Below are 24,397 nucleotides of genomic sequence, written 5' to 3'. Positions count from 1 at the left end.
CAAAGGCGCACTTGCGCCGTGCCTACCACCTTTCAACGATTGCGGCAGACGTGGGCACGCTTCGCTTTGCCCACCCTACGACACTGCGAAGTTTACCCGAACGCCTGGCGCAGTCGTCGGGCCAGGTCGAACAGCACCTGGTTCTGCTTCACCAGCCGCTTGCCGTGGCTGAGTGATGACATCGCCATCGCCGCGAGCTTGCCGCGCGAAGTCAGCGGAACAAAACTGTCGAAGATGTCCTCGTCGTCCTTGCAGAACATCCGCTTGTACTCGTCCGAGCCGATGCCGAGGTCGAGCGAGCGGTAGCCGCGCTCGCCGTAGCGGTCGATGATGTAGCGCATCAGGATCAGGCCCGGGCTGTAGCGGGCGTTCTCCGACATCGTGTAGGTGTTGAACATCATCGAGAAGCGCTGGCCGTCGGCGACGCCGGCGAAGATCGCGATCACCTCGTCGTCGCATTCGAGCGCGTGGATGTCGATGACGCGTCCTTCGCCACGTGGCGACAGGCAGGCGCTGCGGACGAACTGCTCGACACCGGGCTCGGCGAAAACGTTCGGCAGTTTCTGTTCGGCCATCCGCGCCGGCTTGACGCGGAAGAACCAGTCGAGCAGGCGGGTGACGTCCGCGTCCGTCGTGGCAAGGTGATAGCGGTAGCCGGCGAGCGACTGGAGCTTCTTCTCCTTGCTCTTGAGGCGGCGGCGGAAGGAGTTGCTGATCCGCGATGCGGGCGGGCCGCCCGGCTCCATCGTCAGCAGCGGACAGCCGTTGATCGCGCTCTGTCGCGGCAAGGCCGCGAACGGGTTGTGCTGGTCGCACCAGCGCAGCGGCTGCTGCGTCAGCGCGAGCACGTCGACATGCGCGCGCAGCGGTGCAAGCAGCGCGTGGAGATCGGCGGTGCCGGCTTCGCCTGCGAACTCGGCGTTCCACAATCCCATGTTGAAGGTCGTGTGCTTGCCGCCCATGAAGCAGGCCGTGCGCACGCCGTGGCTTTGGCGCAGCGCGAGCGGCAGCAGCAGGAGGGGCTGGCGATCGGCGTTGCGGGCGATGACGATGAAGGGACGGGCGCCTTCGTGAGCGCCGACCTGTCGCTGCCAAGGGCCGAGCAGGTCAAAGCGCTGATAGGGCGTGAAGAGATGGCCGGGCTCCTCGAAGGCGCGCCAGATCGCTTCGGCCTCGCCGAGGTCGCCGAGGATATCGACATGCGCGATACGGCTCGCTTTCGACCGCGCTGGCGCTTCTGCCGTCCGGCTTTGCATCGCCGCAGCCATGGTCATTCGCGAAACCTGTCGAGAAAACGAAAAATGCGTAATTCGGCCTGTGGCCGACCTTTGCAAACAAATGTCAACAAAGGGTAATGAGGAGGGGCCAGGACCTGAGCAAGCGAACGGGCCGCCGGCGAGCGCGAAGGTGGGATATTGGCATCCGACGACAGATGGCTGCAACGGTTGCGCCTCGAGCTGACCTGGTTCACCGGTCAGGCTGCGCTGCGCAGTCGTGGTGCCGGCGCCATCCTGCGCTTTGCGCATGTGCGGCCGCGGCGGCGCGGCGGGTTTCAGCCGCTGCGCCAGCACGAGATCACGCCGCATTTCCTCGACCGCGCCATTCGCGCGCTGAAGCGGTGGAAGTACGATTTCCTCGGCATGGACGAGGTCTGCCGGCGTGCGGTGACGCTGCCGGAGAAGCGTCGCTTCGTGGCGCTCACCTTCGACGGCGCGCCGAAGGATCTTATCAAGTTTGCCTATCCGGTGCTGGCGCGCCACGGCGTGCCTTTCACGATCTATGTGCCCACCGCGTTTCCCGATGGCGTCGGTGAAGCCTGGTGGCTCGGGCTGGAGCAGGTGATCGCGCGCGAGAGCCGCATCAGCCTGATGATGGGCGACAGGGAGCAGCGCTTCACGGTCACAGGCAATGCCGAGAAGCAGGCGTTGTTCGCTTATCTCGAAGGCTGGCTGCGCTCGCTGCCGCCGGTGGAGCTGTCGGCTGCAATCGCCGATCTCTGCACGCGCTACCGGGTCGACCTCGCCGCCCTATCGCGCGAAGCGTCGATGGATTGGGAGGATCTGGCGAAGCTCGCTGCCGACCCGCTGGTCACGATCGGCAGCGCAACCGTGAACTATCCTGTCCTGGCCAACATGAAGGACACGGCGGCGCTGCGCGAGATGACGATGGGCAAGGCCGTGGCGGAATCCGCGTTCGATCGCGAGATCAGGCATCTGGCGTTTCCGTTCGGCGACCGCGCCGCGTTCCGGCGCAGCCACGTCGTGATGGCGGAGGAGGCCGGGTTTGCCAGCGCGGTCTCGACGATCCCGGGCATCGTGGAGGCGGAGGGGCGCACCAATCTGCGGGCGCTGCCGCGGATCTCATGGGACGGGCGCGTGCGCTCGCTGCGGATGCTGCGCGTGCTGGTATCAGGTGTCGCCTTTGCGCCGGTGAGGCCGACCGGCAGCGCTACGGGCCAGACTTGACGCGATCGGGCCGCTGCATCCAGCTCACGATCGGCATCGCCGGCAGCACCCAGCCCATGCCGACCACGACGTAATAGATCGCCTGCCGCCAGCCGGATTCGGCGATCCACGGCATCTGCGCCGCCGCCATGCCGAGAAGGGCCCAGACGGTGGCCAGCACCAGGAGCAGGATGGCGCCGAGGAACTTGCGGGTGCGGATCGTCATGGCGGACTGTTGCGGCTTTCGCGTAACTTGCGCTGCGGGAGCGGGGGACTATAAGGGGCACGCAGTCCGGTTCAAGTCTCTTAGGCACAGGCTTGGTTTTGTCCTTGAAATGACGATGATTTCCACCCCGTCCGAGCCGCACCGCGCCGTGCGCTGGTGGCTGATCTCCGTGGCCGCTCTGATCGCGCTGATGGTGCTGGTCGGCGGGGCGACGCGGCTGACGGAATCCGGCCTGTCGATCGTCGAATGGAAACCGGTCACGGGCAGCGTTCCGCCGCTTTCGGAGACGCAGTGGACCGAGGCGTTCGAGGCCTACAAGAAGATCCCGCAATATCGTGAGCTCAACGTGGGCATGAGCCTGTCCGAGTTCAAGGAGATCTTCTGGTGGGAATGGAGCCACCGGCTGCTCGGCCGCTTCATCGGCGTCGCCTATCTGCTGCCGTTCCTGTTCTTCCTCTGGCGCGGCGGCCTGTCGGGTGAGCTGAAGCGGCGCCTGTGGCTGCTGTTCGCGCTCGGCGGGCTGCAGGGTGCGGTCGGCTGGTGGATGGTGGCCTCGGGCCTGACGGAGCGGGTCGAGGTCTCGCAATACCGGCTGGCGACGCATCTGGTGCTGGCGCTGCTGATCTTCGCCGGCATCGTCTGGACGGTGCGGCGGCTCAAGGCGCGGCCGCAGATCGCCGCGCCCGCGCGGCTGCGGTTCACCAGCGCGCTGCTCCTCGTCGTGACGTTCGTGCAGATCTATTTCGGTGCGCTGGTCGCGGGCCTGCGCGCCGGGCGCGCCTACAACACCTGGCCGCAGATCGACGGTGCGTTCATTCCCTCGGCCGAGCGGCTGTGGTTCGAGACGCCGTGGTGGCGCAACATGTTCGACAACGTGCTGACCGTGCAGTTCGAGCACCGCATGACGGCCTATTTGCTGTTCGTGCTGGCGGCGTTGCATGCGTTCGACGCGGTGCGTTCGCGCGCGGGTGCCGCGGCCGGCGGCGCGCTCTGGCTGTTCGCGGCGGTCAGCGTGCAGGCCGTGCTCGGCATCCTCACGCTGCTCAACCAGGTGCCGATCGACCTTGCGCTTTCGCACCAGGCGATGGCGATCGTGGTGCTCACGCTCGCGGTGATGCAGGTGGAGCGGCTGGCCTCGCGACACTCCGCGCAAGCGCAGCCGCGCGCGGTTCCTGTCAGCCAGCCCGGCTGATCAGCAATAGCCGTAGACCCCGCACGCGTAGGGCAGGCGCCAGAAATAATCGACCTGCTTCCCGCCGTAATACGGGCCCTGATAATCGTAGCTCCAGGGGCGGCCGTAATAGCCCGGCAAGGTGTTGGAGCCGGGCAGGAGCGGCGTGCCCGGCAGGTTGCGGACATAGCTGCCGATGCCATAGGCCGGCGAGATCAGCGCATCCGGATCGGTCTCGACATAGACCTGTGGCGGGTCCTGCGGCGGCACGGCAGCGCGCCGCATTGCCGTCGCCGGCAGATCGGCGGCGAGCGCGCTTGAAACCGTCAACATCGCCGCAAGGGCAGGCACCATCCAGCGCAGCATCGTCGGCTCCGAATCAAAGGGGCGATCCAAGGACGATGTATGCGATAGATATGGTTAATGACTGTTAACTGACGGCGGCCGAAACGGCCGCCGTTATTCCGGGGCGGTGCGCAGCACCGAACCCGGAATCTAGAGATGACCAGACAATCTCGAGGTTCCGGATTCGCGCTTTGCGCGCACCGGAACGACCGGAAGCTAAGCCCCCAGCGCTTGCTCCAGGTCCGCGATCAGATCTTCCTTGTCCTCGATGCCGATCGAGAGCCGCACCACGTCGGGGCCCGCGCCGGACTTCACCTTCGCGGCGTCGTCGAGCTGGCTGTGCGTGGTCGAGGCTGGGTGGATCACCAGCGAGCGGGTGTCGCCGACATTGGCGAGGTGCGAGAACAGCTGCAGCTTCGACACCAGGCTGACGCCGGCGTCATAGCCGCCCTTCAGGCTGAAGGTGAACACCGCGCCCGCGCCCTTCGGCGCGTATTTGCGCGCGAGCTGGTTGTACTTGTCGCTCGGCAGGCCGGCATAGCTCACCGAGGCCACCGCCGGATGGCCGGCGAGGAATTCGGCGACCGCCTTGGCGTTGTCGCAGTGCTTCTGCATGCGCAGCGGCAGCGTCTCGATGCCGGTCAGGATCATGAAAGCGTTGAAGGGCGAGAGCGCCGGTCCAAGGTCGCGCAGGCCGAGCACGCGGCAGGCGATCGCGAAGGCGAAATTGCCAAAAGTCTCCTGCAGACGGATGCCGTGATATTCCGGTCGCGGCTCGGAGAGCATCGGATATTTGCCGCCGGTGGACCAGTCGAAGGTACCGGCATCGACGATGATGCCGCCGAGCGAGTTGCCGTGGCCGCCCAAAAATTTCGTCAGCGAGTGCACGACGATGTCGGCGCCGTGGTCGATCGGACGGATCAGATAGGGCGAGGCCAGCGTGTTGTCGACGATCAGCGGCACGCCCGCCTTGCGCGCGACCGTCGAGATCGCCTCGATGTCGGTGATGCTGCCGGCGGGGTTGGCGATGGACTCGATGAAGATCGCCTTGGTGCGCGGCGTCACCGCGCGCTCGAAGCTTGCGATGTCATCGGGGTCGGCCCACACCACGTTCCAGCCAAAGCTCTTGAACGCATGCGTGAACTGGTTGATCGAGCCGCCATAGAGCTTTCGCGCGGCGATGAACTCGTCGCCGGGCTGCAGCAATTGCTGCAACACCACGACCTGCGCGGCATGGCCCGAGGCAACCGCCAGCGCAGCGGTGCCGCCTTCGAGCGCGGCGACGCGCTCTTCCAGCACGGCGTTGGTCGGGTTGCCGATGCGGGTGTAGATGTTGCCGAACGCCTGCAGGCCGAACAGCGAGGCGGCGTGATCGGCGTCGTTGAAGACAAATGATGTCGTTTGATAAATCGGAGTCGCGCGCGCGCCGGTGGTCGGATCGGGCTGTGCACCGGCATGCACGGCGAGGGTTGAAAATCCCGGAAGGCGATCGCTCATTGAGGGCGTCCTGTTCTTGTGGTCTGAAATCGCGCGGCATGCTGATCGGCGCCGCGGCTGTCGTCAAGCCGCCGCTTCACAGCTCGACGCTACGCATTGTCACGTTCGCAGAGGCGGAAATTTAGTGCGTCAGCTTTGCTCGGTCTTGTTTTTCGCCGCGCGATCGGATGCTGCGGTATCGCCGCCGCCGACGCTCATCCGATTGAGGGATAGCCGCATGCCCTGTGTCGGTGCCGGCGCACGCTTGGAGCTGAGCGTGCGCGAATTCACGCCCATCCAGGATATTTCGGAGGACAGGCGGCCATATTCGATCTTGGGGCAGCGGTTCATGACCACCTTGATGCCGACCGATTCCGCTTTCGCTGCCGCGGCATCATCGCGTGCGCCGAGCTGCATCCAGATCACCTTCGGCAGCGGATCGAGCGTGAGCGCCTCTTCGACGACAGGCATGATGTGGCTGGAGTTGCGAAAAATGTCGATCATGTCGACGGGGCGGCCGATGTCGGAGAGCGAGGCGACGAACGGCTTTCCGAGCAGATCCTTGCCGACATGACCGGGATTGACCGGGATCATGTCGTAGCCGCGCTGCGCCAGATATTTGAACGCGAAATAGCTTGGCCGCACGTTGACCGGCGATGCGCCGACCATCGCGATCGACTTCACGCTGTTGAGGATGCCGCGGATGTAATTGTCGGGATAGGCGTCGTGGTTCATCTTTTTCTTTCTCTGGCCCTCATGGTGAGGAGCGCGGCACACGCGTCTCGAACCATGAAGCCGCAGTCGGGCCTCTATCCTTCGAGACGCCGCGTTCCGCGGCTCCTCAGGATGAGGAGTTGACTACTCATCCCGCCATGTCGGGGTGCGCTTCTCGATGAAGGCGCCGATGCCTTCCTCGGCGTCGCGCGCCATCATGTTCTCGGTCATCACCTCTGCGGCATAGCGATAGGCGTCCGCAAGGCTCATTTCGACCTGGCGGTAGAAGGCCTCCTTGCCGAGCTTGACGGTATAGGCGGATTTCAGCGCGACCTGTTGCGCGAGCTCGATCGCGGCGCCGAGTTCGGTGCCGGCAGGCACGACGCGATTGACGAGCCCGATCTCGCGGGCGCGGTCGGCCGTGACAGGCTCGCCCGTCAGCAGCATCTCCATCGCCTGCTTGCGCGGCACGTTGCGCGACAGCGCCACCATCGGCGTCGAGCAGAACAGGCCGATATCGACACCGGGCGTCGCGAACTTCGCGTCCTCCGATGCGATCGCGAGATCGCAGCTCGCAACCAGCTGGCAGCCGGCCGCGGTCGCGATGCCCTGGACGGCGGCGACCACGGGCTTGGGCAGATGCACGACCGCCTGCATCATCGCGCTACAGGCATTCATCATCTCGGCGAAGAAGGCGCGGCCACGGTCCGGGTCAGTGCGGCGCGCGGTCAGTTCCTTCATGTCGTGGCCGGCGGAGAAGGCGGGACCGTTGGCCGCGATCACCACGCCGCGGACGGCCTTGTCGTCGCGGATCTCGTTGAGCTCGGCATGCAGGGCCGCGATCATCGCCGCCGACAGGCTGTTGCGCGCAGCCGGGCGGTTGAGCGTCAGGACCGCGATGGAGCCAATGGTCTCACGCAGCAGGATCTGCGGTTGCGGGGAGGGGGCGCGGGCGGCCTGGACGGACATTGACGCGACTTCCGTGGAATGATTGCAATTGGATGACACCAATAACTTAATGTACCAGGGCAAGCGAAGCGAGGGTGGGGAACGGCATGGCGTTAGCGAAAATGAGCGTGGCGGAGCTCGAGCAGTTTCTCCGTGACGAGTTTCCCCAGGCCTTCAGCGGCGACGACATCACGATCGAGAGCGCGGACGGCCAGACCAGCCTTTTGCGCCAGCGCTACAGCGAAAGGATGCTGCGGCCGGGTGGAACCGTGTCGGGCCCGACGCTGATGGCGCTGGCCGATTTCGCGATGTACGTGGTGCTGCTGTCCGCGATCGGGCCGATCGGGCTCGCGGTCACCACCAATCTCAACATCAATTTCCTGCGCAAGGGCCAGCCCGGGCAGGATGTGCTGGCCGAGGCCCGGCTGCTCAAGCTCGGCAAGCGCCTGGCGGTCGGGGAGGTGAACCTGTTGTCCGGGACCTCACCCGATCCGATCGCCCATGTCACCTCGACCTATTCCATTCCAAATGTTTGAGCTTTTTGCAGGTAATATAGCACCATATTTTTAAATTATTGATTTTGCTTAAGTAATTTCCGTCGTGTAGCATTGACCGTTGCGCGTCTCTTCTCTAGAAACCCGCGCAGTCCGGCGCGGTGTTCGCGCCGATGCTCCCCGTCCACGGAAACTCTGACATGAAAACCTTTTCGGCAAAGCCGGCCGAGGTGACGAAGAAGTGGGTGCTGATCGACGCCAAGGGTCTGGTCGTCGGCCGTCTCGCCACCATCGTCGCCATGCGCCTGCGCGGCAAGCACCTCCCGACCTACACCCCGCACGTTGATTGCGGCGACAACGTCATCATCATCAACGCGCAGCATGCGGTCCTCACCGGTCGCAAGCGCGAGCAGAAGACCTACTACAAGCACACCGGCTATGTCGGCCACGTCAAGGAGCGCACCGCGCGCCAGATCCTCGAGGGTCGTCATCCCGAGCGCGTGCTCGAGAAGGCCGTCGAGCGCATGATCCCGCGTGGTCCGCTCGGTCGCGTGCAGATGGGCAACCTCCGTGTCTACGGCGGCGCCGATCATCCGCACGAGGCGCAGCAGCCCGAGAAGATCGATATCGCCAAGTTGAACCGCAAGAACACGAGGGCCGCATAACATGGCCGAATCCATCCAGTCGCTCGACCAGCTCTCGCAGCTCAAGACGGCGGCGGCGCCCGAGGCGCCCAAGCACGAGAAGAAGGTCGACAAGTTCAACCGCGCCTATGCCACCGGCAAGCGCAAGGACGCGGTCGCTCGCGTGTGGATCAAGCCGGGCGCCGGCAAGGTCACCGTCAACTCGCGCGAGGTCGAGGTCTATTTCGCCCGTCCCGTGCTGCGCATGATGATCGAGCAGCCGTTCTCGGTGGCCCAGCGTTCGGGCCAGTACGACGTGATCTGCACCGTCGCCGGCGGCGGTCTGTCCGGCCAGGCCGGCGCGGTCCGTCACGGCATCTCCAAGGCGCTCACCTATTTCGAGCCGGAGCTGCGCTCCGTGCTCAAGAAGGGTGGCTTCCTCACCCGCGACTCGCGCGTGGTCGAGCGTAAGAAGTACGGCAAGGCCAAGGCCCGCCGGTCCTTCCAGTTCTCGAAGCGTTAATCGCTTCGGTCGCATTCGCCGCGAAAGCGGCTTCAATGAGATGCAAAAGGGCGCTGATTTTCAGCGCCCTTTTTATTGTTCGTTTGTATGCAAATTGACGACGAGTTTCCGGAAAACTTGCGGACGCGCGAAAACCTGAATGGAACCCGCGGGCCATAGCGTCGCATTCGGAAGGGCGCGCAAATCGGATGTGCCGATCGCGTAACTGCTATGTTTTCAAGGGGGCCGACATGATGTCGCTCGATAGCATCACGCTCTATTTGGTTGCCACCATGGTTGCCGCACTGCTCGGCGCCATGATGGTGTTCTTCGGCAAACAGGAGAACAGTCCTGCGCTGAAATGGTGGGGCACCGCCTATCTGCTCGGCGCCGCCTCCGTCGCACTGTGGACGGCGGCCGGCGAGAGGCTGGGGCCGCATCTCTATCTGGCGTTAAATGCCGTCGGCTTCGTGGCCTGCGGCATGGTGTGGAATGCTGCGCGCGTCTTCCACGGGCGCAAGCCGAACTGGCCCGGCCTCGTGCTCGGCGCGCTCGCCTGGGTCGCCGCCGTGACGCTGCTCGATCCCACGGCGTCCATGCTGCGCATGATCATCGGCGCCGGCATCGTCTCGGTGTACGCGGCGGTGACGGCGAGCGAGCTCTGGGTCGAGCGGCGCAAGAGCCTGCAGCGGCGCTGGCCGGCCTTCGTCGTGCCTGTCATGCACGGCTGCGTGCTGATGCTGCCGATCCTGATCGGCAGCTTCCTGCGGCCGCATGATGCCGGCTTCTCCTCGAGCATCTGGGTCACCGTGTTCGCGGTCGAGCTCGTGCTCTACGCCGTCGGCACCGTCTTCGTGATCTTCATGCTGGTCTCGGAGCGCACCGTCACCGCGCACCGGACCGCGGCGTCGACCGATCCGCTCACCGGCATGCTCAATCGCCGCGGCTTCTCCGAAGCCTGCGGCCGCGTGATCGATCGGGAGGCCAAGGCCGGACGGCCCGTCACCGTGATGATCTTCGACATCGACCACTTCAAGTCGATCAACGACCGCTTCGGCCATCCCGCAGGCGACGAGATGCTGAGACTGTTCTCGACCGTCGTCGTCAGCAATCTGCGCATCTCCGACCTTTCGGGGCGCATCGGCGGCGAGGAGTTCGCAGCGCTCCTGCCGTGTGCGCTGGAGGAGGGCGTGCTCGTGGCCGAGCGCGTGCGCGAGGCGTTCGAGACCTCCGGCGTCGTGGTCGACGAAGGCCCGGTCGACACCACCGTCAGCATCGGCGTTGCCGGCGGTCCGGCCGGCACCGAGCTCGAGGTGCTCTTGGCCTCGGCCGACACCGCGCTCTACCAGGCCAAGCGCGGCGGCCGTAACCGCGTCGAGGCGGCGGAGGAACTGCCGCTGTCGCTGGAGAACTGGCGCCGCCAGAGCGCGGCGCGGGTCGGTGCGCCGCAGGCGCGTCCGGTCACGGCGTGAACGCGAGGGCGGCCCTGCGGTAATCCGCTGTTTACCAATCGATCCCTACCATTGCGGTCATGGAATCGATCCGTCGACAGAACCCGCAGGCCGCCCTGATGTCGCTCGAAGCGCAAGCAGCCTCGGCACGCGGCGGCTTCGCCTGCCTGTTCTCGACTGCGGACGAATACGAGACGGCGCTGATCACCGAGCGCCGTGCGCAGGGGCGCTATACGCAAGGCCGCAGCTACTGGCCGCTTGCGCTGTTCCTCGGTTGCGCGCTGATCGTGGCGGGAACGGTCCTGCTGTTCGCCTGAGAGCGCCCGCATTTTTGCTCCACCAGGGCGCCGTTTCGGCGCCTTTTTCTTTGCTGCGGTCTGCGGTAGACACGGCCATCAAACAAAAGGGTGGAAACCGATGATCACCGAGATCGCGCAAATCGACGTCAAGCCGGGCAGCGAGAAGGATTTTGAGGCCGCCGTCGCCAAGGCCAAGGCCGCCTTCGGCCGTTCCAAGGGCTTTCACGGCTTCGAACTGCACAAGTCGATCGAGAAGCCGCAGCGTTACCGGCTGATGGTGAAGTGGGCGACGCTGGAAAACCACACCGTCGATTTCCGCGGCTCGGAGAATTTCACCGAATGGCGCGGCCTCGTCGGCCAGTATTTTGCAGCGCCGCCGGAGGTCGAGCACACCGAGACCGTGCTGACCACGTAAGGCAGGCTCTATTTCTGGAGCATGATCTTTTCGGAAAACCGCTGCGCACTTTTCCGGACCATGCTCTACGCCGCCTCCGCCAGAGGAGGCGCCTCATACGTCTTGAAATGGTCGATCATGACCTTGGCGATGGCGACCAGCGGGAGCGCCAGCGCGAGGCCCCAGATTCCGAACACGACGCCGAGCAGGATCTGGAACGCGAACAGCGTGGCTGGCGGGATGTCGAGCGCCTGCCGCTGCAGCAGCGGCGTCAGCACGTAACTCTCCATGGCGTGCACGCCCATGAAGAGCAGAAAGGCCGACAGCGCCGGGATCCAGCCCGAGGCGAGGCTCGCCAGCACCACGACGACGCCGGCGATGATGGCGCCGACGGTCGGGATGAAAGCGAGCAGGCCGGCCTGAATCCCCAGGATGAACGAGCCGGGAATGCCGATGATGGCGAGCCCGATCCAGGTCACGACGCCAACCGCGATCATGACGATGATCTGTGCGATCAGCCAGCGCTCAAGCGTCTCCGCCGTCCGATCGATGATGAGCGCGACGCGGGTGCGATACTTCGCAGGCGCGAGGAACAGCAGGCCGTCGTGATAGACGGCGGGCTGGGCGGCGAAGGCGAGCCCCAGAAACAGCACGATGAAGATGTTGCCGACGGCGCTGATCGCGCCGAACAGCAGCTTGAAGGTCTGGCTCACGATCGCCCCGCCGCTGGAGGCAAGCGCGCCCGCGCCCGGTAGGCCGCCGTGGGAACTGGGGCTCGGGGCGGGCGCCGACGTCTCGTCGGTTGAGGCCGCAGGCGCGGCATTGCCGAGATCGAACACGCTGGTGTCGATGCCGTGGTTCTCCAGGAAGGACCGGACGTTGGTGATCTGCGACTTGATGGTCTTGCTGAGCAGCGAGGCCTGCTCTGCGATGGTGGCGCCGCCGAGATAGGCAACGCCGGCGAGCAGCACTGCAAGGACGAGGCAGACGATCGCGAGCCGCATCGTATGTGGCAGGTGAACGCGCCGTCCGAGCGCATTGGTCAGCGCGTTGAGGCCGACGCCGAGCAGCATGCCGGTGAAGATCAGCAGCAGGGTGGCCGCAAAGTGCCAGGTGAAGACCAAGAGCGCGGTGAACAGCACGACGCCGATGCCGCCGACCGAGATCGCCCAGGCCTGATCCCAAGCCTGATCTCGAGGCTGATCTCGAGCCAGGTCGGTGCGGGTCCGGGGCCGTTCATCTCTGGAAAGGGTCACATCGGGTCCTTTTCGGAACGCTGCAGGCGGCCACTCTTTCGCGAAATTCCAGCGGGGATCAAGCCGGGCCCGGTGCCGGCCTGGTGCCGATTTGACGCGTCCGGCCTGAAAGCATCAACGTCCCGGGCGCCAAAAGGGGCCATACCTGCGCGCTGGCCCGGCATTTGCGCGAAAATAGCATTGCCGTCCCGCGATCCCTTCGGTTGAATTTGTTCCATCCCAGGGGCATGTTTGGAGAATCTTCTTAACGCGGGAGGTCGGAAGGACAGATGAGAAAGCCGGTCGTCGGCGTGATCGGGAATGCCCATCGCGTCGAGAATCGATTTCAGGTCCAGATGGTCGGCGAGCGCAATTTGCGCGCCGTGGCCGAGGTCTCCGGCGGCTTGCCGGTGATGTTCGCGGGTGCGCCAGATATCACCGATATCGGCGCGCTGCTCGACGTGGTCGACGGGATCGTGCTCACCGGCGCCCGCGCCAACGTCCATCCGACCCGCTTCAATGTCGATCCGTGCGAGCGGCACGAGCCCTACGACATCCACCGCGACGAGGTCGCCCTGGCGCTCTCGGTCGCGTGCGTTGCCCGTGGCATTCCGCTGTTCGGTATCTGCCGCGGCCTTCAGGAGATGAATGTCGCCTTCGGCGGCTCGCTGCATCCGGAGATCCGCGAGATCCCCGGCCGCATGAACCATCGCATGCCCCGGCTCGAGAACGGCGAGATCCATCCCGATCCGACCGTGGTGTTCGCCGACCGCCACGACGTCGACCTGACGCCGGGCGGGGCGTTCGCAACGCTGCTCGGCTGCGAGAGGATCAGGGTCAATTCGCTGCACGGGCAGGGCATCCTGGACCCCGGCAAGCGGGTGCTGATCGAGGGCATCGCCGAGGACGGCACCATCGAGGCGATCCGCATCGCGGAGGCCCCGACCTTTGCGCTCGGCGTGCAATGGCATGCCGAGTACGACCCGCAGCACAATCCCATCAACCGCAAGCTGTTCGAGGCCTTCGGCGAAGCGCTGGTGGCGCGGCAGAAGGCGGCGGCGTAGGGCGAGCTCTCATCCCGTCGTCATTGCGAGCCGGAGCGAAGCAATCGCGCGCTCGAAATTCGGACGAGATAAACCAATCAGTAGGAATTGGTCTGCGCTGATTTTTGCGGCTCTGATTTGTTCTTTGAGAACGAAGTGGAGTCAGATGCAGAACGAATGCTGACGGCGCGAAGGCGAATACTAACTCGGCGTCGCCGGCATCCGCCGCGCCCGATACGCCTGCGGCGACATCAAGGTCAGCTTGCGGAACGCCTTGCGGAAGCTGCTTTCGTCCTCGTAGCCGGCGGTGCGGGCGATGGTCTTGACCGGCTGCGTCGTCGTCTCCAGCAGCGTGCGCGCATGCTCGACGCGGCGGCGCATGATGAAGGCCTGCGGCGGCTCGTGCGTCAGCTCCTGAAACTTGCGGTTCAGCGTGCGCTCGCTGAGGCCGAGCGCATTCGCGAGGCGCTTGACCGTCATCGGGCTTTTGCCGGTGCGGCGAACCAGAAGGTCGGCCCGGGTCAGCAGCGGGTCCTGCGACAGCAGATAGCCGACGGGCATGAAGATCGACTGGGTGCGCTGCGCGGTGTCGATCACGACATAGTCCGCGCAGAGTTTGGCAATTTCTTTCCCATCCACCATCTCGATCAGCCTGAGCAGCAGATCGACCCACGACATTGGTCCGGCCGCACAGACGATGCGGTCGGTCGCGGTGATGACGGCGTCGGCAGCGAGGTCGATCGAGGGATGCCGCTGCCGCAGTTCGCCTTGCAGCCACCAGGTGATGGTGGCGCGGCGGTTATCGAGCAGGCCGGCGCCTGCGAGCAGGAAGACGCCGCTGCAAAATGCCCCGATCAGCCGGCCGTTCGCATGCTGCTGCCGCAGCCAGGCGCCGGCACGGGCATATTGCGGTTGCAGCCGCGCGGCCGTGACGTGATCGACGAGGTTGCCGGGGACGAGGATCGCATCGAAGCTGCCGCGTTTGCCGATCGCGCCGTCGACCGCGACCATCTGGCCGCCGCCGGCGCGCACGGCCCGGCCGTCGAGCGACAGCGTCTGCCAGGTGAAGCGCGATTTTGCGCCGCCTTGCTGCATCACATGATTGGCGAGCGACAGCACGTCGGCGACGCCGGCGATCGCCGAATGCATGCAACCTTCCAGCGCGAGAATTGCGAGCTTCATGGGACCTCCAGCAGGATGCGGCGATCCTAGCCGATCGCCGCGCCCGCGCGTGGCGGAAATTGCCCGATCTCTGGCTTATCCGCCACTGCCTTGCCGGGCCTGCCGGATCCAAATTCGCCGCGTCGTCACCCGACATGATTGGAGAGAGACATGCCTTACATCACCATTTCCACCGTCCGCGGCATCCTGGACGCCGCACAGAAGAAGACGCTGCTCGAGCGGATCACCGACCTGATGGTCGAGGTCGAAGGGCAGGGCAGTGCGGATTTCCGCCGCAACGTCTGGGTCCGGATCGAGGAGCAGGAGCCCTCGCACTGGTCGCTCGGCGGCATGCAGCCGACGAGCGAGATCATCGCAAGCACGTTCGGCGCGATCGGAGCCGATGGCGTGAGGGTGGCACGGTAGCAGCGCTTGGCGCGGGGCGGATCAGCCGGAGTCATGGTCCGCCACTGCCTCCGCTCAACGGATCACGCCATCCTGCATGGCCTTCCCATTGCGTTGCACAATCGCAACGTTGGTCTCCGCGCGCAGCATTGAGGTTCTCAAGAGGAACACCATATCCTCTGCAAGGGAGCCCTTGCCGTGCAGACCATGAAGGCGGCCCTCGTTGCGGCGATCACCGTCGTGGCTTTGACCTGCTGCCTCCTTCCCAGCTCAGCGGAGGAGAGCGGGCGTGTTGCACTGATCGTTTCGATCGACGGGGCCATTGGTCCGGCGTCGGCCAGCTACGTGAAGGAGGCTTTGGCCAAGGCGAGTGAACGGCGCGCCGAGGTCGTGCTTCTGAGAATGAACACGCCCGGCGGCCTCAATTCCAGCATGCGCGAGATCATCGCGGATGTGCTCGCCTCGCCCATCCCTGTTATCGGCTATGTCGCTCCTTCCGGCGCCCACGCGGCGAGTGCGGGGACCTATATCCTTTATGCGACCCACATCGCGGCGATGGCGCCAGGCACCAATATTGGTGCGGCGACGCCGGTGCAGATTGGCGGGCCGCTGCCGGGGCTGCCGAGCGGTGCGCCGGACAAGGGCGGAAAGGACAAGAAGGACGGTGACCAGCAGAGCGAGCCCAAGGATCATTCCAAGGATCAGCTCAAGGATCCTATGACGGCGAAGGCGACCAATGATGCGGTTGCTTTCATCCGCAGCCTTGCGGAGCTGCGCGGCCGCAATGCGGACTGGGGGGAGAAGGCGGTCCGAGAGGCTGCCACACTCTCTGCCAACGGCGCGCTGGAAGCTCATGCCATCGATCTCGTCGCGCGCGATCAGGCTGAATTGCTGAGGCAGCTCGACGGCCGTGTGGTGGAGGTTGCAGGCGGCAAGACGCAACGCCTCGCGACCAGGGATGCCGTCGTTGAAGCCGTCGACCCCGGACGGATATCGCGCTTCCTGGCGGTCATCACCGATCCGAACGTGGCGTTCATTCTCCTGATGATCGGCATCTACGGCCTGATCTTCGAATTCATGTCTCCCGGTGCCGTCGCCCCGGGAGTCGTCGGCGCGATCTGTCTGTTGATCGGCCTCTATGCGCTTAATCTGCTGCCGGTCAACTATGCCGGCTTCGCGCTGATGCTGGTCGGGCTCGTGCTTCTCACGATCGAAGCCTTCAACCCGACCGTGGTCGTCGGTCTCGGAGGAATCATCGCTTTCGTGCTGGGAGCCTTGATGCTTTTCAGGGGCGAGGCGCCCGGCTACCAGCTGTCGTGGTGGGTGATCGGCATCACTGCGGCCGTGTTCACCGGCTTCGCGCTCGTCGTGCTCGGTTCACTTCGGCGCGTCCGCTCGGCTCCTGCACTGGTCGGCGCGAAGGCCATGCGAGGCTTGCCTGCGGAGGTTCTCGACTGGAACGGGAACGAGGGTCATGTGTTCGCCCATGGTGAGCGCTGGCAGGCGCGCGGTGCCGAAACGTTCAAACCCGGAGAGATGGCCGAAGTCGCGAGCGTCATCGACCTGACGCTGCTGATACGGCGCGCACCAGCCCGAACCGGCGAGGGAGGTCCATCATGATGCTGGAATATCTGACTTATGCGGCGCTTGCGCTGCTTGTCATCATGTTTCTATCCCAGGCCATTCGAATCCTGCGCGAATACGAGCGTGGCGTCATCTTTACACTCGGCCGCTTCACCGGCGTGAAAGGACCGGGCCTCATCCTCCTCATTCCGGTCGTGCAGCAACTCGTCAAGGTCGATCTCCGGGTGATGGTGCAGGTCGTGCCGCCGCAGGACGTGATTTCCCGGGACAACGTCTCCGTCAAGGTCAACGCCGTTCTGTACTTCCGCATCGTCGACCCCGAACGTGCCATCATCAAGGTCGGCGACTACATGGCCGCCACCAGCCAGCTCGCCCAGACCACGTTGCGCTCGGTCCTCGGCAAGCACGAGCTCGACGAGATGCTTGCTGAGCGCGACAGGTTGAACGCCGACATCCAGGAGATCCTCGACAAGCAGACCGACGTCTGGGGCATCAAGGTCACCGGCATAGAGATCAAGGACGTCGATATCAACGAAACCATGGTTCGCGCCATTGCCAAACAGGCCGAGGCGGAGCGCTTGCGGCGAGCCAAGGTGATCAATGCGATGGGCGAGCAGCAGGCTGCTGAAAAATTGGTCGAAGCCGGCCGGATTCTTGCGCAGGAGCCCCAGGCGATGCAGCTGCGCTATTTTGCGGCTCTGCACGACATCGCGGGCGAACGGTCCTCGACCGTCGTCTTTCCTCTGCCGACAGGGCTGCTCGACCATTTCATGCCGCGGCGGGACAACCCGTAGCAATTGGCAACGAGCTGACCCATCTTCGGCCTTAATGGGCGTATCGAATGTCGATCCCTACTTAAACGGGAGGACAATTCGATGACGAAGCCTACCGCCGGCCGAGCCAGCCGTCGCCAACGTCGAACATTCATGCTCGCCATTCCGCTGATCTCATTCGCGCTCTGGTCCGGCGGTATCGGCGCAGCGGCGCAAGCTGCGGAGCCGGGCAAGGACGCTGCGGCCGGTAGCCTGCCGCGCATTCTCGTGCTTGCGACGGGAGGCACCATCGCGGGCCAGGCCGACCCGCGTGCGACGGGCGCGTACAAATCCGGCCAGATCACCGGCGAGCAGCTGATGGCGTCGGTGCCGGGGCTGGACAAGCTGGCGAAGCTGAGCGCCGAACAGATTTCGTCGATCGGGTCCCAGGACATGAACGACAAGGTCTGGTTTGCGCTGGCCCGTCGCATCCAGGAGGCCTTCGACAAGAATGAAGCCGACGGCGTTCTCATTACCCACGGCACCGATACGCTCGAGGAGACCGCGTTCTTTCTCGACAATGTTGTGCGCGGCGACAAGCCGGTGGTGATCGTCGGCTCGATGCGGCCGGCGACGGCCGTCAGCGCGGACGGCCCCGGCAATCTCTACGAGGCGGTGCAGGTGGCGGCCGATCCGCGCTCGCGCGGCCGCGGCGTGATGGCCGTGCTGAACGACAAGATTCAGGGCGCGCGCTCGGTCACCAAGACCAATACGACGAGCATCGAGACCTTCAGCTCCCCCAATGACGGCCCGATCGGCTATGTCGACACCGCCGGCGGCATCCGTTTCATGACCCAGGCCGGCGGCTTCAAGCGCGCGACCTATCAGCTTCCCGCGGGCGAGCAGTTGCCGCGCGTCGAGATCGTCTACTCGCATGCCAACATGGATGCCGTTCCGATCGAGGACGCGATTTCCCACGGTGCCAAGGGCATCGTGCTGGCCGGCGTTGGCGACGGCAACACGTCCAAGTCCGCCCTCGATGCGCTCGAAGCGGCCGCCAAGAAGGGCATCATCGTCGTCCGCTCGACGCGGGTTCGCTCCGGCTTCGTCACCCGGAACGTCGAGGTCGACGACGACAAGAACGGGTTCGTCGTGTCGGAGGATCTCAATCCCCAGAAGGCGCGCGTGCTCACGCAATTGCTGATCGCGAGCGGCGTGACGGCGCCGGCCGACCTGCAGAAGGCCTTTACGGCGACGTGGTGATATATCTTGTAGGGTGGGTTAGCCGTGCGGATTGTGCGAAGCGCAATCCGTACGGCGTAACCCACCTCTTCTGCTCGCTCGGATAGAGACAGTGGTGGGTTACGCATTGCAAATGCACTTCGCACATCTGCAATGCTAACCCACCCTACGGACCCAACCTCCCAAACGAAAAGGCGCCCCTTTCGGAGCGCCTTTTGCTTGTTGCAGAGAGTTCGGGCCGATTAGCCCGAATAGTACATGTCGAACTCGACCGGGTGCGGGGTCATCTCGAAGCGTTCGACCTCGGTCATCTTCAGCTCGATATAAGCGTCGATGAAGTCGTCGTCGAACACGCCGCCGTTCTTGAGGAAGCCGCGGTCCTTGTCGAGGTTTTCCAGCGCCTCGCGCAAGCTGCCGCAGACGGTCGGGATCTGCTTCAGCTCTTCCTTCGGCAGGTCGTAGAGGTCCTTGTCCATCGCCGGACCCGGATCGATCTTGTTCTTGATGCCGTCGAGGCCGGCCATCAGCATCGCGGCGAAGCCGAGATAGGGATTGGCAAGCGGATCGGGGAAGCGCACCTCGACACGCTTGGCCTTCGGCGAAGCGGTGTAGGGGATGCGGCAGGAGGCCGAGCGGTTGCGCGCGGAGTAGGCGAGCAGCACGGGAGCCTCATAGCCCGGGACCAGACGCTTGTAGGAGTTGGTCGACGGGTTGGTGAAGGCGTTGATCGCCTTGGCGTGCTTGATGATGCCGCCGATGTAGTGGAGGCAGGTCTCCGACAGGTCGGCATATTTGTTGCCGGCGAACACCGGCTTGCCGTCCTTCCAGATCGACTGGTGCACGTGCATGCCCGAGCCGTTGTCGCCGTAGACCGGCTTCGGCATGAAGGTGGCGGTCTTGCCGTAGATATGCGCGACCTGGTGGATACAGTATTTGTAGATCTGCAGGTGGTCGGCCATCAGCGTCAGCGTGTCGAACTTCATGCCGAGCTCGTGCTGGGCGGAAGCGACCTCGTGGTGATGCTTCTCGACCTTGACGCCCATCTTGGCCATGGCGCCGAGCATCTCGGAGCGCATGTCCTGCACCGAGTCCTGCGGCGGCACCGGGAAGTAGCCGGCCTTGGTGCGGATGCGGTGGCCGAGGTTGCCGCCCTCATATTCCGTGTCGGTGTTGGTCGGCAGCTCCGAGGAGTCGAGGCGGAAACCGGTGTTGTAGGGGCTGGAGGAGAAGCGCACGTCGTCGAACACGAAGAACTCGGCTTCGGGGCCGACGAACACGCTGTCGCCTACGCCCATCGACTTCACCATGGCTTCGGCCTTCTTGGCGATGCCGCGGGGGTCGCGATTGTAGGGCTCGCCGGTGGTCGGCTCGAGCACGTCGCAGGTGATGACCATCGTGGTCTCGGCGAAGAACGGATCGATCGTCGCGGTCACCGGATCGGGCATCAGGCACATGTCGGACTCGTTGATCGCCTTCCAGCCGGCGATCGAGGAGCCGTCGAACATCGTTCCTTCGGCGAAAATGTCCTCATCGATCATGCTGACGTCGAACGTGACGTGCTGCCACTTGCCGCGCGGATCGGTGAAGCGCAGGTCGACGTATTTGACGTCGTTGTCCTTGATCGATTTCAGGACGTCTTTGGCGGTCTTCATGCATACCCCTTTTGGCTCTGCGGGTCGGTTTCCAGATGAGCAAAATTATTCTCGCTTGGGCGAGTTTTGCGCGACCGCACAAACGAAATCAGGCCGCCGAAGCAGCCTTATTTCTTGTCAGAGTGTCGCAAAATGCGGGATAGCACCCGGCTCAGATAGCGTCCAGCCCGGATTCGCCGGTCCGGATGCGGATCGCCTCTTCGATGTTGGAGACGAAGATCTTGCCGTCGCCGATGCGCCCGGTTTGCGCCGCGCGGCGGATCGCGTCGATGGCGCGCTCGACCAGATCGTCGCCGATCACGATCTCGATCTTCACCTTGGGCAGGAAATCGACGATGTATTCTGCGCCGCGGTAAAGCTCGGCGTGACCCTTCTGCCGGCCGAAGCCCTTGGCTTCGGTGACGGTGATGCCCTGAAGGCCGACTTCCTGAAGCGCTTCCTTCACCTCGTCGAGCTTGAACGGCTTGATGATGGCTTCGATTTTCTTCACTGCGCGCCTCCCGGCCTTTCGATCAAATAGCAACGTCTTCGTCAGGATGCGCTTTTCTTAAAGCACGATGTTGTCTTCGCTATGCCGGGATCCCTGACCAGTCCGGCAACAACGGCCGGCCACACCGTGATAAATGCCAGTGAGCACGACGAACCGAAGCAGCTTCCTCGAAAGCAGGGTCTATGCCAAGTTGCAAATGCCCTGATTATTGGAGCGTTATCAGCCTTTTAACGAGCATCTCTGATAGGTGGTGCCGACGGGCCAAAATACCGAAGACTACGAAATAGGCAAACAGTTCAGTATCTGTGCAAATCTGTGTTCCGGGCGCCGGATCGGCACAAAAGATGCCTGTTGAAGAGGCGTTTGTACCAGGGAAGTGGCATGGAAGTTCTGACCAACGCCGAAATGCAGCGCGCCGACCAGCTCGCGATCGCGGCCGGGACACCCGGCTTCAAGCTGATGCTGAGCGCCGGCCAGGCGGTTGCGGCGGCCGCCAACGTACTGGTGGAGGAGGGGCCGATCCTGATCGTGGCCGGCCCCGGCAACAATGGCGGTGACGGTTTTGTCGCAGCCGCCGAGCTCGCCGCGCAAGGCCGCGAGGTCTCGGTGATCCTGATGTGCGAGCGCGACCAGCTCCAGGGCGATGCGGCCTCCGCCGCGCGCGGCTGGAAGCACCCGGTGCTCCCGTTCAATCCGCAGGCGATCGGAAGGCCCGCGCTGATTATCGACGCGCTGTTCGGCGCCGGCCTCAGCCGCTCCGTCGAGGGCGAGGCGCGGGAGATGATCGAGGCGATCAATGCCAACGGCGCGCCAGTGCTGGCGGTCGACCTGCCGAGCGGCATCAACGGCACCAGCGCGGCGGTGCTGGGCGTGGCGGTGAACGCCACCGAGACCGTCACCTTCTTCCGCAAGAAGCCGGCGCACCTGCTGCTGCCGGGACGGATGCATTGCGGCCGGGTGCGGGTTGCCGACATCGGTATCGACGCACAGGTGCTGGACGAGATCGGCCCGCAGATTTTCGAGAACGACCCGGATTTCTGGGGCGCGGCGTTTCCGGTGCCGCGCATCGACGGCCACAAATATGCGCGAGGCCACGTGCTCGCGGTCTCCGGCGACGCGGCCGCGACCGGCGCCGCGCGGCTCGCCGCGCGCGGGGCGTTACGCGCCGGCGCCGGGCTCGTGACGCTCGCCACACCGCGCGATGCGCTCGCGATCAATGCGGCCGCGCTCACGGCGGTGATGGTGCGGCCCGTCGATACCGTGGTCGAGTTCGGCGAGCTGCTGGGCGACAAGCGCTACAACACCTGCATCATCGGTCCCGGCACCGGCATCGGTGAGCGCACCTGCGACATGGTGCATACCGCGCTCACCGCGCAACGGCATCTGGTGCTGGACGCGGATGCGCTGACGAGCTTTGCCGCAAACCCCGAGCGCCTGTTTGAATCGATCAAGTCCTCGCACGACAGTGCGGTGGTGCTGACGCCGCACGAGGGCGAGTTTCCGCGCCTGTTCTCCGACCTCAGCAACAAGCATCCGGGCCGCTCCAAGCTCGAGCGCGTCCGGGCCGCCGCCGAGCGCTCCGGCGCGGTGGTGCTGCTGAAGGGGCCCGATACCACCATCGCCGCGCCCGACGGCCGCGCCACCATCGCCGCCAACGCGCCGCCCTGGCTCGCCACCGCCGGCGCCGGTGACGTGCTCTCCGGCATCATCGCAGGGCTCCTGGCGCAGGGCGTGCCCGCCTTCGAAGCCGCGAGCATCGGCGTCTGGATGCATGGCGAGGCGGCAAGCGAGGCCGGGCCGGGACTGATCGCGGAGGACCTGACCGAGACGCTGCCGGCCGTGCACCGGCGCATCTATGATGCGCTGGGAGTGGAGTACTAGTGCTGAGGCAGCTCGCGCTCGCCGACATGGGCGCGGCGGCGCAGATCCACCGGATCGCGTTCGACCAGGCGATGCCGTGGCTCGCCGGGTTGCACAGGCCGGAGGAGGACCGCTGGTTCTATTGCGAGCGCATCTTTCCAACGTGCCGCGTGTGGGGACGCTTCGACGATGACGTCCTGAGCGGGATCATCGCCCACCGAGACGGCTGGGTCGAACAGCTCTATGTGCTTCCGGTCGCGCAGGGGCGCGGCGTCGGCAGCGAGCTCCTCGACATCGCGAAAGGCGCCGGCGATCGGCTGGAGCTTTGGACCTTCCAGCGCAACGCACCGGCGCGACGCTTTTATGAGGCGCGCGGGTTCAGGCTGGTCGAGCAGACCGACGGGACGCGGAACGAGGAGAGGGAGCCGGACGCGCGGTACATCTGGACGCGCTAACGCCGATGGGGCGGGCAGGATGGGTAGAGCGCAGCGAAACCCATCATCTCAAACCTCGGCGCGATGGCGATGGGTTTCGCTGCGCTCTACCCATCCTACAAGGCCTCACTCCACCCCATACCAGCGCACCAGGCGTGGCGCGGCCCAGTCCGTCACAACCGACTCGATCAGCCATCGTCCGGGTGAGGTCGCCGCGAACGCGATGCGCTGGGTCTGGCCGGGCTCGATCGCGAGCGTGTCGAGCCAGTAGGGCTTCCAGCCGTCGTCGAGCTTGTCGAGCAGGCGGAACGGGTGGCCGTGCAGGTGGAAGACGGTGGTGGCGGGGGCGGGGTTCTTCAGGGCCAGAACGACGGTGCGGCCGGTCTTGGCGCGGAAGGCGGGGGCGGACGCCGTGGAGAAGCTTGCGGGCCGTGCCCAGCCGGCATCGGCCGCGCCGAGCGCGACATCGAACCGCAGGGCGCCTTTCAGATCGAGCTTCTCGGGGAGATCATTCGACGGCAGCGGCTGTGACGGCAACAGCGGCACGCGCCGCTCCGATTGGCCCGATACTTTGAGGCTGCCCACCCGGCGCGCCTCCTTGCCGTCATGCAGCAGGAATGCGGCCGATGTGGCCGTATCCACAAACGCGTCGGCTCGTCCGCCGGGCGCCAGCACCAGGGCGCCGTTGCGGGCCGGGAATGGCTCGGCGGGCTGCCCGTCCATGGCCATCACGCGAACCTCGTGGCTTTCCAATTTGATCGCAAGAACAGTGCGTTGGGAGCCATTGATAAAGCGCAGCCGCAGCCGTTCATTGGCCGCGGCTGAGAGTTCGAATGAGGTCTGTCCGTTGACCGTGTAGAGCGGTGTCGTGTCCTTCGGGTCCTGGCCCGGGAGAAGCGCGCTTCCGTCCGGCCGCAGGCGCCATTCCTCGATCAGCAGGATCTCGTCGCGATCGACGGCAACCGGGCTGGTCTCGACCGCGACGATCGGAAGCGGCCGCGCGGGTTGCTTCAGGCCGTCCTCGAAGAGACGGAAGTCGGCCAACAGGGTTCCCGCGTTAGCTATTGAAATAATTGACGTTTCTGTCGTGCTCGGAGCCGTCGGCGCGCGTCCGCGGAGCGGATCGCCCGCGGCCGGGGCATTGAGGCCGTACCAAACTGGTGCAAGCGGCACAGGCAGGTCGTTCCGGAACACCACCTCGCAGCGGTCAAAGCGCTTGAGACGGACGTCCCTGAGGTGGCTTACGGCGGCCAGCTCCCAGATCGGTGTAGCCGGCTGATCTGGCCTCAGAGCCAGCGTTGAGGGCCTTGCCTGAAGCGCGAGCTGGGCGGTCACGGAGGGGCCGGCGCCGCCGGCGATCAACCCGGCCGCCGAGGCTCCGAGGCCTGCCAAAACCTGGCGTCTGTTCAGGTCAAAGATCCGCGGTTTCATGGCGCGATCCGGACCACGCCG

At 65.0% G+C, this 24,397-nt stretch carries 26 protein-coding genes; 15 read left to right on the top strand and 11 right to left on the bottom strand.

Annotated elements, in window-relative coordinates; translation table 11 throughout:
• Window positions 1-92 precede the first annotated feature (92 nt).
• On the bottom strand, window positions 93-1,274 hold the full coding sequence (locus XH79_RS24455; protein WP_271583228.1) for a GNAT family N-acetyltransferase: 1,182 nt from the start codon (window positions 1,272-1,274) through the stop codon (window positions 93-95).
• 141 nt (window positions 1,275-1,415) lie between these two features.
• Between XH79_RS24455 and XH79_RS24450 the strand changes: the two genes are divergently transcribed.
• Window positions 1,416-2,465, top strand: coding sequence for a polysaccharide deacetylase family protein (locus XH79_RS24450; protein WP_271583227.1), 1,050 nt, complete (start codon window positions 1,416-1,418; stop codon window positions 2,463-2,465).
• Here XH79_RS24450 and XH79_RS24445 read toward each other — a convergent pair.
• Complete coding sequence (locus tag XH79_RS24445; RefSeq protein WP_018642447.1) at window positions 2,449-2,670, bottom strand: DUF2842 domain-containing protein; 222 nt, start codon at window positions 2,668-2,670, stop codon at window positions 2,449-2,451. The genes XH79_RS24450 and XH79_RS24445 overlap by 17 nt on opposite strands.
• 109 nt (window positions 2,671-2,779) lie before the next feature.
• Here XH79_RS24445 and XH79_RS24440 point away from each other — a divergent pair, with 109 nt between their 5' ends.
• Window positions 2,780-3,862, top strand: coding sequence for a COX15/CtaA family protein (locus tag XH79_RS24440; protein ID WP_271583226.1), 1,083 nt, complete (start codon window positions 2,780-2,782; stop codon window positions 3,860-3,862).
• Here XH79_RS24440 and XH79_RS24435 read toward each other — a convergent pair whose 3' ends face one another.
• From XH79_RS24435 to XH79_RS24420, 4 genes are all read right to left on the bottom strand, one after another.
• Complete coding sequence (locus tag XH79_RS24435) at window positions 3,863-4,207, bottom strand: hypothetical protein (protein WP_271583225.1); 345 nt, start codon at window positions 4,205-4,207, stop codon at window positions 3,863-3,865.
• A gap of 195 nt (window positions 4,208-4,402) precedes the next feature.
• Window positions 4,403-5,683: an O-acetylhomoserine aminocarboxypropyltransferase gene (locus XH79_RS24430; RefSeq protein WP_212335944.1), complete on the bottom strand. Its 1,281-nt coding sequence runs from the start codon at window positions 5,681-5,683 to the stop codon at window positions 4,403-4,405.
• A gap of 129 nt (window positions 5,684-5,812) precedes the next feature.
• Window positions 5,813-6,397: a CoA-binding protein gene (locus XH79_RS24425; protein ID WP_271583224.1), complete on the bottom strand. Its 585-nt coding sequence runs from the start codon at window positions 6,395-6,397 to the stop codon at window positions 5,813-5,815.
• Between the two features lie 123 nt (window positions 6,398-6,520).
• On the bottom strand, window positions 6,521-7,345 hold the full coding sequence (locus tag XH79_RS24420) for an enoyl-CoA hydratase (protein WP_271583223.1): 825 nt from the start codon (window positions 7,343-7,345) through the stop codon (window positions 6,521-6,523).
• Between the two features lie 86 nt (window positions 7,346-7,431).
• Here XH79_RS24420 and XH79_RS24415 point away from each other — a divergent pair, with 86 nt between their 5' ends.
• From XH79_RS24415 to XH79_RS24390, 6 genes are all read left to right on the top strand, one after another.
• A complete protein-coding gene (locus XH79_RS24415; protein WP_025036650.1) occupies window positions 7,432-7,860 on the top strand; it encodes a PaaI family thioesterase in 429 nt (142 codons plus the stop codon).
• Between the two features lie 158 nt (window positions 7,861-8,018).
• Entirely contained in the window at window positions 8,019-8,483 is a 465-nt protein-coding gene (gene rplM / locus XH79_RS24410; protein ID WP_018642440.1) for a 50S ribosomal protein L13, read from the top strand.
• Window position 8,484: 1 nt separating this feature from the next.
• Window positions 8,485-8,964 (top strand): 30S ribosomal protein S9, encoded by a 480-nt coding sequence (gene rpsI, locus XH79_RS24405; RefSeq protein ID WP_018642439.1) that lies wholly within the window; start codon window positions 8,485-8,487, stop codon window positions 8,962-8,964.
• A gap of 230 nt (window positions 8,965-9,194) precedes the next feature.
• Window positions 9,195-10,415 (top strand): GGDEF domain-containing protein, encoded by a 1,221-nt coding sequence (locus XH79_RS24400; RefSeq protein ID WP_271583222.1) that lies wholly within the window; start codon window positions 9,195-9,197, stop codon window positions 10,413-10,415.
• Between the two features lie 59 nt (window positions 10,416-10,474).
• On the top strand, window positions 10,475-10,711 hold the full coding sequence (locus XH79_RS24395; RefSeq protein ID WP_271583221.1) for a hypothetical protein: 237 nt from the start codon (window positions 10,475-10,477) through the stop codon (window positions 10,709-10,711).
• 100 nt (window positions 10,712-10,811) lie between these two features.
• Window positions 10,812-11,108, top strand: coding sequence for an antibiotic biosynthesis monooxygenase family protein (locus tag XH79_RS24390; RefSeq protein ID WP_025036647.1), 297 nt, complete (start codon window positions 10,812-10,814; stop codon window positions 11,106-11,108).
• 65 nt (window positions 11,109-11,173) lie between these two features.
• Here the strand turns inward: XH79_RS24390 and XH79_RS24385 are convergent, their stop codons facing one another.
• Window positions 11,174-12,343, bottom strand: a complete 1,170-nt coding sequence (locus XH79_RS24385; protein ID WP_271583220.1) for an AI-2E family transporter — start codon at window positions 12,341-12,343, stop codon at window positions 11,174-11,176.
• 269 nt (window positions 12,344-12,612) lie between these two features.
• Here XH79_RS24385 and XH79_RS24380 point away from each other — a divergent pair, with 269 nt between their 5' ends.
• Window positions 12,613-13,386: a gamma-glutamyl-gamma-aminobutyrate hydrolase family protein gene (locus XH79_RS24380; RefSeq protein WP_271583219.1), complete on the top strand. Its 774-nt coding sequence runs from the start codon at window positions 12,613-12,615 to the stop codon at window positions 13,384-13,386.
• Window positions 13,387-13,566: 180 nt separating this feature from the next.
• Here XH79_RS24380 and XH79_RS24375 read toward each other — a convergent pair whose 3' ends face one another.
• Window positions 13,567-14,547: a GlxA family transcriptional regulator gene (locus XH79_RS24375; protein ID WP_271583218.1), complete on the bottom strand. Its 981-nt coding sequence runs from the start codon at window positions 14,545-14,547 to the stop codon at window positions 13,567-13,569.
• Window positions 14,548-14,697: 150 nt separating this feature from the next.
• Here XH79_RS24375 and XH79_RS24370 point away from each other — a divergent pair, with 150 nt between their 5' ends.
• The 4 genes from XH79_RS24370 to XH79_RS24355 all read left to right on the top strand — a co-directional run bounded on the left by XH79_RS24370 (window position 14,698) and on the right by XH79_RS24355 (window position 18,530).
• Window positions 14,698-14,952: a tautomerase family protein gene (locus XH79_RS24370; RefSeq protein ID WP_212335951.1), complete on the top strand. Its 255-nt coding sequence runs from the start codon at window positions 14,698-14,700 to the stop codon at window positions 14,950-14,952.
• Window positions 14,953-15,129: 177 nt separating this feature from the next.
• On the top strand, window positions 15,130-16,551 hold the full coding sequence (locus XH79_RS24365) for an NfeD family protein (RefSeq protein ID WP_271583217.1): 1,422 nt from the start codon (window positions 15,130-15,132) through the stop codon (window positions 16,549-16,551).
• A complete protein-coding gene (locus XH79_RS24360; protein WP_063683133.1) occupies window positions 16,548-17,309 on the top strand; it encodes a slipin family protein in 762 nt (253 codons plus the stop codon). The genes XH79_RS24365 and XH79_RS24360 overlap by 4 nt, the downstream gene beginning before the upstream one ends.
• 81 nt (window positions 17,310-17,390) lie before the next feature.
• Window positions 17,391-18,530, top strand: a complete 1,140-nt coding sequence (locus tag XH79_RS24355; protein WP_271583216.1) for an asparaginase — start codon at window positions 17,391-17,393, stop codon at window positions 18,528-18,530.
• Between the two features lie 221 nt (window positions 18,531-18,751).
• Here XH79_RS24355 and glnA read toward each other — a convergent pair whose 3' ends face one another.
• Both glnA and XH79_RS24345 read right to left on the bottom strand, forming a co-directional pair.
• Window positions 18,752-20,161, bottom strand: a complete 1,410-nt coding sequence (gene glnA / locus XH79_RS24350; protein ID WP_014494828.1) for a type I glutamate--ammonia ligase — start codon at window positions 20,159-20,161, stop codon at window positions 18,752-18,754.
• Between the two features lie 151 nt (window positions 20,162-20,312).
• Window positions 20,313-20,651, bottom strand: a complete 339-nt coding sequence (locus tag XH79_RS24345; protein WP_007603495.1) for a P-II family nitrogen regulator — start codon at window positions 20,649-20,651, stop codon at window positions 20,313-20,315.
• 381 nt (window positions 20,652-21,032) lie between these two features.
• Here XH79_RS24345 and XH79_RS24340 point away from each other — a divergent pair, with 381 nt between their 5' ends.
• Window positions 21,033-22,532: an NAD(P)H-hydrate dehydratase gene (locus XH79_RS24340; protein WP_271583215.1), complete on the top strand. Its 1,500-nt coding sequence runs from the start codon at window positions 21,033-21,035 to the stop codon at window positions 22,530-22,532.
• On the top strand, window positions 22,532-22,966 hold the full coding sequence (locus tag XH79_RS24335) for a GNAT family N-acetyltransferase (protein ID WP_271583214.1): 435 nt from the start codon (window positions 22,532-22,534) through the stop codon (window positions 22,964-22,966). Before XH79_RS24340 ends, XH79_RS24335 begins: the two co-directional genes overlap by 1 nt.
• Window positions 22,967-23,071: 105 nt before the next feature.
• On the opposite strand, the gene XH79_RS24330 is transcribed toward XH79_RS24335, so the two are convergent.
• Window positions 23,072-24,376 (bottom strand): multicopper oxidase family protein, encoded by a 1,305-nt coding sequence (locus XH79_RS24330; RefSeq protein ID WP_271583213.1) that lies wholly within the window; start codon window positions 24,374-24,376, stop codon window positions 23,072-23,074.
• Between the last annotated feature and the right edge of the window lie 21 nt (window positions 24,377-24,397).

It is taken from the genome of Bradyrhizobium sp. CCBAU 45389, from assembly GCF_028128625.1.
Classification (GTDB): Bacteria; Pseudomonadota; Alphaproteobacteria; order Rhizobiales; family Xanthobacteraceae; genus Bradyrhizobium; species Bradyrhizobium liaoningense_B.
This window is presented reverse-complemented; position numbering and strand designations above follow the sequence as displayed.

Coding starts and splice junctions, on each gene's coding strand:
- XH79_RS24455 (WP_271583228.1), bottom strand. CDS start 1,274: ATGACCATGGCTGCGGCGATGCAAAGCCGGACGGCAGAAGCGCCAGCG.
- XH79_RS24445 (WP_018642447.1), bottom strand. CDS start 2,670: ATGACGATCCGCACCCGCAAGTTCCTCGGCGCCATCCTGCTCCTGGTG.
- XH79_RS24440 (WP_271583226.1), top strand. CDS start 2,780: ATGACGATGATTTCCACCCCGTCCGAGCCGCACCGCGCCGTGCGCTGG.
- XH79_RS24435 (WP_271583225.1), bottom strand. CDS start 4,207: ATGCTGCGCTGGATGGTGCCTGCCCTTGCGGCGATGTTGACGGTTTCA.
- XH79_RS24430 (WP_212335944.1), bottom strand. CDS start 5,683: ATGAGCGATCGCCTTCCGGGATTTTCAACCCTCGCCGTGCATGCCGGT.
- XH79_RS24425 (WP_271583224.1), bottom strand. CDS start 6,397: ATGAACCACGACGCCTATCCCGACAATTACATCCGCGGCATCCTCAAC.
- XH79_RS24420 (WP_271583223.1), bottom strand. CDS start 7,345: ATGTCCGTCCAGGCCGCCCGCGCCCCCTCCCCGCAACCGCAGATCCTG.
- XH79_RS24415 (WP_025036650.1), top strand. CDS start 7,432: ATGGCGTTAGCGAAAATGAGCGTGGCGGAGCTCGAGCAGTTTCTCCGT.
- rplM (WP_018642440.1), top strand. CDS start 8,019: ATGAAAACCTTTTCGGCAAAGCCGGCCGAGGTGACGAAGAAGTGGGTG.
- rpsI (WP_018642439.1), top strand. CDS start 8,485: ATGGCCGAATCCATCCAGTCGCTCGACCAGCTCTCGCAGCTCAAGACG.
- XH79_RS24400 (WP_271583222.1), top strand. CDS start 9,195: ATGATGTCGCTCGATAGCATCACGCTCTATTTGGTTGCCACCATGGTT.
- XH79_RS24395 (WP_271583221.1), top strand. CDS start 10,475: ATGGAATCGATCCGTCGACAGAACCCGCAGGCCGCCCTGATGTCGCTC.
- XH79_RS24390 (WP_025036647.1), top strand. CDS start 10,812: ATGATCACCGAGATCGCGCAAATCGACGTCAAGCCGGGCAGCGAGAAG.
- XH79_RS24380 (WP_271583219.1), top strand. CDS start 12,613: ATGAGAAAGCCGGTCGTCGGCGTGATCGGGAATGCCCATCGCGTCGAG.
- XH79_RS24375 (WP_271583218.1), bottom strand. CDS start 14,547: ATGAAGCTCGCAATTCTCGCGCTGGAAGGTTGCATGCATTCGGCGATC.
- XH79_RS24370 (WP_212335951.1), top strand. CDS start 14,698: ATGCCTTACATCACCATTTCCACCGTCCGCGGCATCCTGGACGCCGCA.
- XH79_RS24360 (WP_063683133.1), top strand. CDS start 16,548: ATGATGCTGGAATATCTGACTTATGCGGCGCTTGCGCTGCTTGTCATC.
- XH79_RS24355 (WP_271583216.1), top strand. CDS start 17,391: ATGACGAAGCCTACCGCCGGCCGAGCCAGCCGTCGCCAACGTCGAACA.
- glnA (WP_014494828.1), bottom strand. CDS start 20,161: ATGAAGACCGCCAAAGACGTCCTGAAATCGATCAAGGACAACGACGTC.
- XH79_RS24340 (WP_271583215.1), top strand. CDS start 21,033: ATGGAAGTTCTGACCAACGCCGAAATGCAGCGCGCCGACCAGCTCGCG.
- XH79_RS24330 (WP_271583213.1), bottom strand. CDS start 24,376: ATGAAACCGCGGATCTTTGACCTGAACAGACGCCAGGTTTTGGCAGGC.